Annotated in this window: 6 protein-coding genes and 1 tRNA gene; 6 read left to right on the top strand and 1 reads right to left on the bottom strand. The window is 70.1% G+C overall.

The genetic code is table 11. The features are described 5' to 3' along the window. The first annotated feature begins 291 nt into the window (after positions 1-291). The 3 genes from NOD94_RS39160 (at position 292) to NOD94_RS39150 (ending at position 2314) form a co-directional block, all read left to right on the top strand. Entirely contained in the window at positions 292-753 is a 462-nt protein-coding gene (locus NOD94_RS39160) for a molybdenum cofactor biosynthesis protein MoaE (protein WP_281211019.1), read from the top strand. 169 nt (positions 754-922) lie between these two features. Next, the gene (locus NOD94_RS39155) at positions 923-1120 is read left to right on the top strand and encodes a hypothetical protein (RefSeq protein ID WP_281211018.1); all 198 of its coding nucleotides are present in this window, start codon (positions 923-925) and stop codon (positions 1118-1120) included. Positions 1121-1225: 105 nt separating this feature from the next. Further along, positions 1226-2314, top strand: coding sequence for a PDZ domain-containing protein (locus NOD94_RS39150; RefSeq protein ID WP_281211017.1), 1089 nt, complete (start codon positions 1226-1228; stop codon positions 2312-2314). Positions 2315-2323: 9 nt separating this feature from the next. Here the strand turns inward: NOD94_RS39150 and NOD94_RS39145 are convergent, their stop codons facing one another. Next, positions 2324-2896, bottom strand: a complete 573-nt coding sequence (locus NOD94_RS39145) for a PPA1309 family protein (RefSeq protein WP_281211016.1) — start codon at positions 2894-2896, stop codon at positions 2324-2326. 179 nt (positions 2897-3075) lie between these two features. On the opposite strand from NOD94_RS39145, the gene NOD94_RS39140 reads away from it, so the two are divergent. From NOD94_RS39140 to NOD94_RS39130, 3 genes are all read left to right on the top strand, one after another. Then, the gene (locus NOD94_RS39140; RefSeq protein ID WP_281211020.1) at positions 3076-5961 is read left to right on the top strand and encodes a UPF0182 family protein; all 2886 of its coding nucleotides are present in this window, start codon (positions 3076-3078) and stop codon (positions 5959-5961) included. Between the two features lie 52 nt (positions 5962-6013). Further along, positions 6014-6087 (top strand) — tRNA-Met (locus NOD94_RS39135). A gap of 224 nt (positions 6088-6311) precedes the next feature. After that, positions 6312-7644 (top strand): tetratricopeptide repeat protein (locus tag NOD94_RS39130; RefSeq protein WP_281211015.1); only part of this gene is annotated, 1333 nt, incomplete at its 3' end.

The following is a 7644-nucleotide window of genomic DNA, read 5'->3' as shown; positions in this document are numbered from 1 at the left end:
CGCAAGGACGCCGCCACGGCCGCCGGGGCCGCCGGTGCGACGGTCGCCCTGCTCGGCGCGGCGGCCGCCGTCCGCCGCGCCCGCAAGCGCCGCGGCATCTGACCCGCACGGCATCCGACCCGCACGGCGTCCGACCCCGCCGCGCCCGTTCGACCCGCCCGACCCGCCCGGTACGTACGTACGCACCCGGCCGGGCGGGGCCCGTTCCTGTAGGAGGATCCCAACCGGGCGGGCCCGCGCCGGGCGAATCGGCTATACCGCCATGTCAGCGGCTGAGGCACGATGGATGACATGGCACCGCACTTCGACCACCCAGGTGAGCAGGCCGCTCCGGACCCGATCCGGCTGCTCGACATCCGTGAGACCCCGCTGTCGATCGACGAGGTCTTCCAGGCCGTCGGCGACGATTCGACGGGAGGCACGACCCTGTTCGTCGGCACGGTGCGCGACCACGACGCCGGCGCCGACGTCGACTCCCTCGGCTACTCCTCCCACCCGACGGCGGTGGCCGAGATGCGCCGCGTCGCCGAGCGCGTCGTGGCGAAGTACCCGGTCCGCGCCCTCGCCGCCGTCCACCGCGTCGGCGACCTGTCCGTGGGCGACCTGGCCGTCGTCGTCGCCGTCTCCTGCCCGCACCGCGGCGAGGCCTTCGAGGCCTGCCGGATGCTGATCGACGACCTCAAGCACGAGGTCCCCATCTGGAAGCACCAGACGTTCAGCGACGGCACCGAGGAATGGGTCGGCGCCTGCTGAACCCCCGCCGCGCGCCCTCCCAACCCCCCGGACGCGGGGCTTCCCCCGCAAGGGGGTAGCCTCACCCCCGTTCGGCCGCGCAACACGCCCTCGATTTGCGTAACCCCTTTCCGGGCACGAGCGTTGAAGCCACCAACGACACGTACTTTCGGGGCAGGGAGGCACGTCCATGGCATCACTGGCGTGGTTGCTCATTCCGCTGTTCGCCGCCATCGGCGCCGCGATATGGGGCAGCTGGGCGGCTCGCGACCGCACCCAGGGCGACATATCCGAACTCGCCGGTTACGCGAGATTCCGCGAGGCCATGGGCAAGGCCGATCAGGCCCGGACGAAGGAAAAGGCGCACTCCGGTTCCGACGCCGTCTGAGCGTCCCGGTGGTTCCGCTGAGAATCCGCTGAGAGTTCCACGCACGGCCCCCGTACGGACCGGCCCCAGGGGCCGCCCTCCGAGACCGTCCCGTACTGTCGATTCATGCCACGCCGCACCGCGACGATGCTCGCCTCCACCCTCATGCTGTTCGCGCTGCTCTGCGTCGGGGTGTTCATCAAGGTCCCGTACTCCGAGATGAGCCCGGGCCCCACGGTGAACACGCTCGGCGACTCGCACGGCGAGCCGGTGCTGAGCATCTCGGGGCACAAGACGTACCCGACCACCGGTCACCTCAACATGACCACGGTCCGCGTCACCGGCGCCGATTACGACATGAACCTGCTGGAAGCGGTGTACGGCTGGGCGGCCGGCGACAACATCGTCGTACCGCACGAGAACCTCTACCCGAACGGCAAGACCGACAAGGAATCCACGCAGGAGAACGCCGAGGAGTTCAGCCAGTCGCAGGAGAGCGCCAAGGTCGCCGCGCTCAAGCAACTCGGCATCCCGGTCAACGCCCGCGTGATCGTCTCCTCCGTGGTCAAGGCCGGCCCGTCCGAGGGCAGGCTGCACGCCGGCGACGTGATCAAGTCCGTCGACGGCGCCACGGTCACCGACCCCGCCGACGTGGCCAAGCTCGTCACCAAGCACAAGCCCGGCGAGCCGGTCGAGTTCACCGTCGTACCCGCCGCGGACGCGGCCGAGGCGGAACGCGCGAACCGCGAGCCCACCACCACGGCCAAGATCACGATCACCGCGGGCAAGGCGGAGGACGACGGCCACGCCATCGTCGGCATCCGGGCCGGGACCGACCACACCTTCCCGTTCCCGATCGACATCAAGCTCGCCGACGTCGGCGGCCCCAGCGCCGGCCTGATGTTCGCCCTGGGCATCGTCGACAAGCTCACCCCGGAGAACCTGACCGGCGGCAAGTTCGTCGCGGGCACCGGAACCATCGACGACAGCGGCAAGGTCGGGCCGATCGGCGGCATCCAGATGAAGACCATCGGAGCCCGCCAGGCCGGGGCCGAATACTTCCTGACCCCGGCCGAGAACTGCGCCTCCGCCGCCTCCCACGTGCCCGACGGGCTGACCCTGGTCAAGGTCTCCACCATCGCCGACGCGACGAAGGCACTGGAGAAGATCTCCAAGGGGGACACCGCCGGCCTCCCGCGGTGCACCGCGTCCTGACGACGGGCCCTAGTCGAGGAAGGTGGCGGCCAGCGCCTCGGCGAGGCCCGGCACCAGGCTCGCGCCCGTCAGCACCTCGTTGGAGGAGTCCTTCTCCCGCAGCCGTACGGCGGACTCCCGCGAACCGTCGCGCAGCACGCCCACGGTCAGCCGGACCTCCTGGCGGTCGGGGTGCGCGGCGACCCACTTCGCCAGCTGCTTGTCGCTCAGCCCCTCCGGCACGGACGCCTCGGCGGACGGCGGGAGCATCAACCGTTCCACCGTCAGCGCGCAGCCGACGATCGCGTCGGGCCAGGCGATGGTTCCCAGGAACTTGTCCAGCGGGGTCCCGGCCGGTACGGAGTCCTGCTCGATCGGGGTGAGCTGGCTCTTGCCGGTGTCGTCCTGGTCGAGGCCGAGCTGGCGGGCGAGACCGGGTTCCTGCTTGCGCAGCCGGGCGGTGTCGACCAGGGCGAACAGCCGGGCCGGCTTGTCCCAGCCGAGGGTGGAGGCGTACTCGTCGATCTCAAGGACGGCACGGGTGAGCGGGGTGGCTGCCATCGGCGTGCCGGGGGAAGGCGAAAGGTTGGACATGGACAACATCCTGCCTCCTTTCCCCCGGATACCGGGAACTGACTAAAGCCTCCGTAAGTTGCAAGAGTGGGACCTACCATCGGTGACCCGGCTCCGCTCTTTCAGTACCGGACGCAGCAACCGGACGCAGTACCCATATTCAGTACCCAGACTCAGCGACTTTCGAGGTGCGCACCTTGGCTTTCCAGATGCCGGACCGCGGCGGAGGCCCCTCCGGGCCACGGATGAGAGTCGGCCGCCCCTCCCGGCGCGCCCGGACTCTTCTGACGACCTTGGGCGTCCTGGCCGTCCTGGCCATGGCGTTCATCATGTTCGCCGGATTCTGGACGGACTGGCTCTGGTTCCGCTCCGTCAAGTACTCCACCGTCTTCACCACCACCCTGTGGACCAAGATCGGCCTCTTCGCCGTCTTCGGCCTGCTGATGGCCGGTGCGGTCGGGCTGAACATCTGGCTGGCGCACCGGCTGCGGCCGCCGCTGAGCGCGATGTCGCTGGAACAGCAGAGCCTCGACCGCTACCGCATGAGCATCGCCGCGTACAAGAAGTGGCTGCTCCTCGGCATCGCCGTGATCGTCGGACTGATCGCGGGCGCCTCGGCGGCCGGCCAGTGGAAGACCTGGCTGATGTACGTCAACGGGGTGCCCTTCGGTCGTAAGGACCCCCAGTTCGACCTGGACGTGTCCTTCTACACCTTCGACCTGCCCTGGTACCGCTTCCTGCTCGGCTTCGGCTTCGCCGCGGTCGTGCTGTCGGTGATCGCCGCCGTCGTCGTGCACTACCTGTACGGCGGCCTGCGCGTGACCAGCCCGGGCGCGCGCGCCACCGCCGCGGCGACCGGCCACCTGTCGGTGCTGCTCGGCCTCTTCGTCACCCTGAAGGCGATCGCGTACTGGCTCGACCGGTACGGCCTCGCGGTGAAGTCCAGCGACTTCAAGGCCGCCGACAACTGGACCGGCCTGCGGTACGTCGACGCGAACGCCTACCTCCCGGCGAAGACGATCCTGGTCGCGATCGCGGCGATCTGCGCGGTGCTCTTCTTCGCCACCCTGTGGCGCCGCACCTGGCAGCTCCCGGTCATCGGCTTCGGCCTGATGGTCCTCTCGGCGATCCTGATCGGCGGGCTCTACCCGGCGATCGTCCAGAAGTTCCAGGTCCAGCCGAACGAGCAGGCCAAGGAATCGCCGTACGTCGAGAAGAACATCAAGGCGACGCGCGACGCCTACGGGATCGCCGGGTCCGAGGTCAAGGACTACCCGGGCGTCCCGCAGACGGAGGACCGGACCAAGCTGCGGTCCGCGGCCGACACCACGGCCAGCGTCCGCCTCCTCGACCCGAACATCGTTTCCCCGGCCTTCCAGCAGCTCCAGCAGGTCAAGGGCTACTACGGCTTCCCGTCCACGCTCGCCGTGGACCGGTACAGCGGCCAGGACACGGTCATCGGGCTCCGCGAGCTGAACATCGGCGGCATCCCGAAGAACAACTGGATCAACGACCACTTCAAGTACACGCACGGCTACGGCGTGGTCGCGGCCAAGGGCACCACGGTCAAGGACGGCGCCCCCGACTTCACCCAGGCCGACCTGCCCTCCAAGGGCATGTTCGGCACGGACTTCGAGCAGCGCATCTACTACGGCGAGCAGACGAAGCAGTACTCGATCGTCGGCGGTCCGCAGAAGGAGCTCGACTACTCGGACGACAAGGGCGAGAAGGAGACGAGCTACAAGGGCGGCTCCGGCGTCAACCTCGACAACCCGGTCAACCGCGCCGCGTACGCCCTGGCCTTCAGCGAGCCGCAGATCCTCTACTCCGGGGCCATCGGCGAGGGTTCGCGGATCCTCTACAACCGCACGCCCAAGGAGCGCGTCGAGGCGGTCGCCCCCTGGCTGACCATCGACGGCGCCCCGTACCCGGCCGTGATCGGCAAGCGGGTCGTCTGGATCGTCGACGCGTACACGACCACCAACGGCTACCCGTACGCCTCGCGCACCACGCTGGGCCGGAGCACCGCGGACTCGCTGACCAACAGCCAGCGCGCGGTGGTGGCCCAGGAGAACCAGGTCAACTACATCCGCAACTCGGTGAAGGCCACCGTCGACGCGTACGACGGCACGGTCAACCTGTACCAGTGGGACACCGAGGACCCGGTCCTGAAGACCTGGATGAAGGCGTTCCCGGGCACGGTCAAGACCAAGAGCGAGATCTCCAAGCCGCTCATGGACCACCTGCGCTACCCGCAGGACCTCTTCAAGGTCCAGCGCGAGCTGCTCACCCGGTACCACGTCACCGACCCGCAGACCTTCCTCAGCGGCAGTGAGGCCTGGGCCGTCCCGGACGACCCGACGACCAAGGCCGGCACGGCGGTCCCGCCGTACTACCTGTCGATGAAGATGCCGGGCCAGGAGGAGAAGGACCAGGTCTTCTCGCTCACGACGACGTTCACGCCGAACGAGCGGCCCAACCTGAGTGCCTTCATGGCGGTCAATGCCGATCCGGGCACCCCGGACTACGGCAAGATCCGAATCCTGAAGATGCCGACGAGCAAGCCGCCGGACGGTCCCGGACAGGTACAGAGCAAGTTCCAGTCCGAACCGAAGATCGCCGAGTCGATCCGCCTCCTGCGCGGTGGTGACTCGGAGATCGAGTACGGCAACCTGCTCGCGGTACCCCTCGACGGCGGCATGCTCTACGTGGAGCCGGTCTACGTCCGCAGCTCCGGGCTGAAGTACCCGCTGCTGCGCAAGGTGCTGGTGACGTACGGCGGCCAGACGGCCTTCGAGGACACCCTCGACAAGGCGCTGAACGTGGTCTTCGGGGCCGCGGCCCCGACCGTGCCGACGACGCCGACGAACCCGGACCAGCCGCCGGGTGACGGCACGCCCCAGCAGCCGGTGCCCCAGGACCCGACGGTCAAGGCGGCCCTCTCCGACGCCCAGAAGGCGGTCGAGGAGGCCGACAAGGCCATGAAGGCCGGCGACTGGTCCGCCTACGGCAAGGCCCAGGACGACCTGGAGGCGGCGCTGAAGCGGGCGATCGACGCCGAGGCGAAGCTGACGACCCCCAAGCCGGGCGGCTAGCGGAAACGCGGTAATGGCTCCGTCCCGCGTCGTGATACTGTGGTTTCACCGACGCGGGGTGGAGCAGCTCGGTAGCTCGCTGGGCTCATAACCCAGAGGTCGCAGGTTCAAATCCTGTCCCCGCTACTGAAGATGAAGGCCCGGATCCAATGGGATCCGGGCCTTCGTCATGCCCGGACCGGCGTGTGGGGGCCGTGCGGGGTGATTCGGGGAACACGGGGTCACTGGGGCGGGTGAGTTGAGGCCTGAGCGTGTTTGACTTGTCTCTCTGTGGGCATGTCGACAAAACGCTGTAGTGACCTCACTGGCTGCGACATACCAGGTGTACGCGGGTAGCAGGTGATGCGACGATGGGATTTATGGGGGACAGGTCAACTCTGCTGGAGACAGGGCGGTTTGTGAGGGCGGAGACCGAGTCGGTCACGGAAGCCGGTGGGGCGGCTCGGGTCGTTGACGCGCACAACGCACTGACCGATGCGGCGTTCGCGGAAGAAGCGTTCGGAGAGGCCGAAGGGGCCACCGACGCCGAGCTGGAGGCACGCCACCGGGTGGCCGCCGACAAGGGCGACCCCGGAGCCATGAGCGTGCTCGGGGCCCTCCTCCTGCGCCGCGGTGACCTCGCCGGTGCCGAACCCTACCTGCGCGGCGCCACCGGGGAAGGGGACCGCGCCGCCGCGAACAACCTCGGCGTCCTCCTGCACCAGCGCGGCCACCCCGACGAGGCCGCCGGCTGGTGGCGGGTCGCCGCCGTCGCGGGATCCGCCCCCGCCGCCCACGCCCTGGGCCGGCACTACCGCGAGCGCGGCGACGAGCCCGCCGCCGAGTACTGGATGCGGCAGGCGGCGGAGTCCGGCCACGCCCTGGGCGCCTACGGCCTGGCCGACCTCCTCGAACACCGCGGGGACAAGGGAGTCGAGCGCTGGTTCCGGGCCGCCGCCGAGCAGGGGCACCGCGAAGCGGCGTACCGGCTGGCGCGGCACCTGCGCAAGGGCGACCCCAAGGAGGCCGAGCAGTGGTACCGGCAGGCCGCCGCGCGCGGCCACCGGCGGGCCGGCCTGCACCTGGGCGCCCTGCTGGAGGCGCGCGGCGAGCTGAAGGAGGCCGGCCGCTGGTACCTGAGCTCGGCGAAGCAGGGCGAGGCCCGCGCGGCCTGCGCCCTCGGCTTCCTGCTGCGCGACGCCGGTGACGAGGAGAGCGCCGCGACCTGGTGGCACCGGGCCGCGCAGGACGGCGACGGGAACGCCGCGAACGCCCTGGGCGCCCTGCACGCCGCCCGCGGGGAGACCCAGACCGCGGAGCGCTGGTACCGGGCCGCCATGGACGCCGGCGACCAGAACGGGGCGTACAACCTTGCTCTGCTGTGCGCCGCGCAGGACCGGACGGCGCAGGCCGAGCAGTGGTACCGCCGCGCCGCCTACGCCGGGCACCGCGAGGCCGCCAACGCCCTCGCCATCCTGCTCCTGCAGGGCGGGGACGCGGCGGGGGCCGAGCCCTGGTTCTCCAAGGCGGCCGAGGCGGGCAGCGTCGACGCCGCCTTCAACCTCGGGATCCTCTTCGCCAGTCGGGACGAGGACCGCACGGCGCTGAAGTGGTACGAGCGGGCCGCCGCGGCCGGGCACACCGACGCGGCGCTCCAGGTCGGCATCGCCCTCGTGCGGGACGGCGCCGAGCGCGCCGCCGAAC

The sequence above is a fragment of the Streptomyces sp. Isolate_45 genome (assembly GCF_024721315.2).
GTDB lineage: Bacteria > Actinomycetota > Actinomycetes > Streptomycetales > Streptomycetaceae > Streptomyces.
Note: the sequence above shows the minus strand (reverse complement) of the source record. Positions and strands in the feature narration are given on the sequence as shown.

Excerpts from the sequence above, each read along its gene's own strand:
- NOD94_RS39160 (WP_281211019.1), top strand. The coding sequence starts at position 292 with ATGGCACCGCACTTCGACCACCCAGGTGAGCAGGCCGCTCCGGACCCG.
- NOD94_RS39155 (WP_281211018.1), top strand. The coding sequence starts at position 923 with ATGGCATCACTGGCGTGGTTGCTCATTCCGCTGTTCGCCGCCATCGGC.
- NOD94_RS39150 (WP_281211017.1), top strand. The coding sequence starts at position 1,226 with ATGCCACGCCGCACCGCGACGATGCTCGCCTCCACCCTCATGCTGTTC.
- NOD94_RS39145 (WP_281211016.1), bottom strand. The coding sequence starts at position 2,896 with ATGTTGTCCATGTCCAACCTTTCGCCTTCCCCCGGCACGCCGATGGCA.
- NOD94_RS39140 (WP_281211020.1), top strand. The coding sequence starts at position 3,076 with ATGCCGGACCGCGGCGGAGGCCCCTCCGGGCCACGGATGAGAGTCGGC.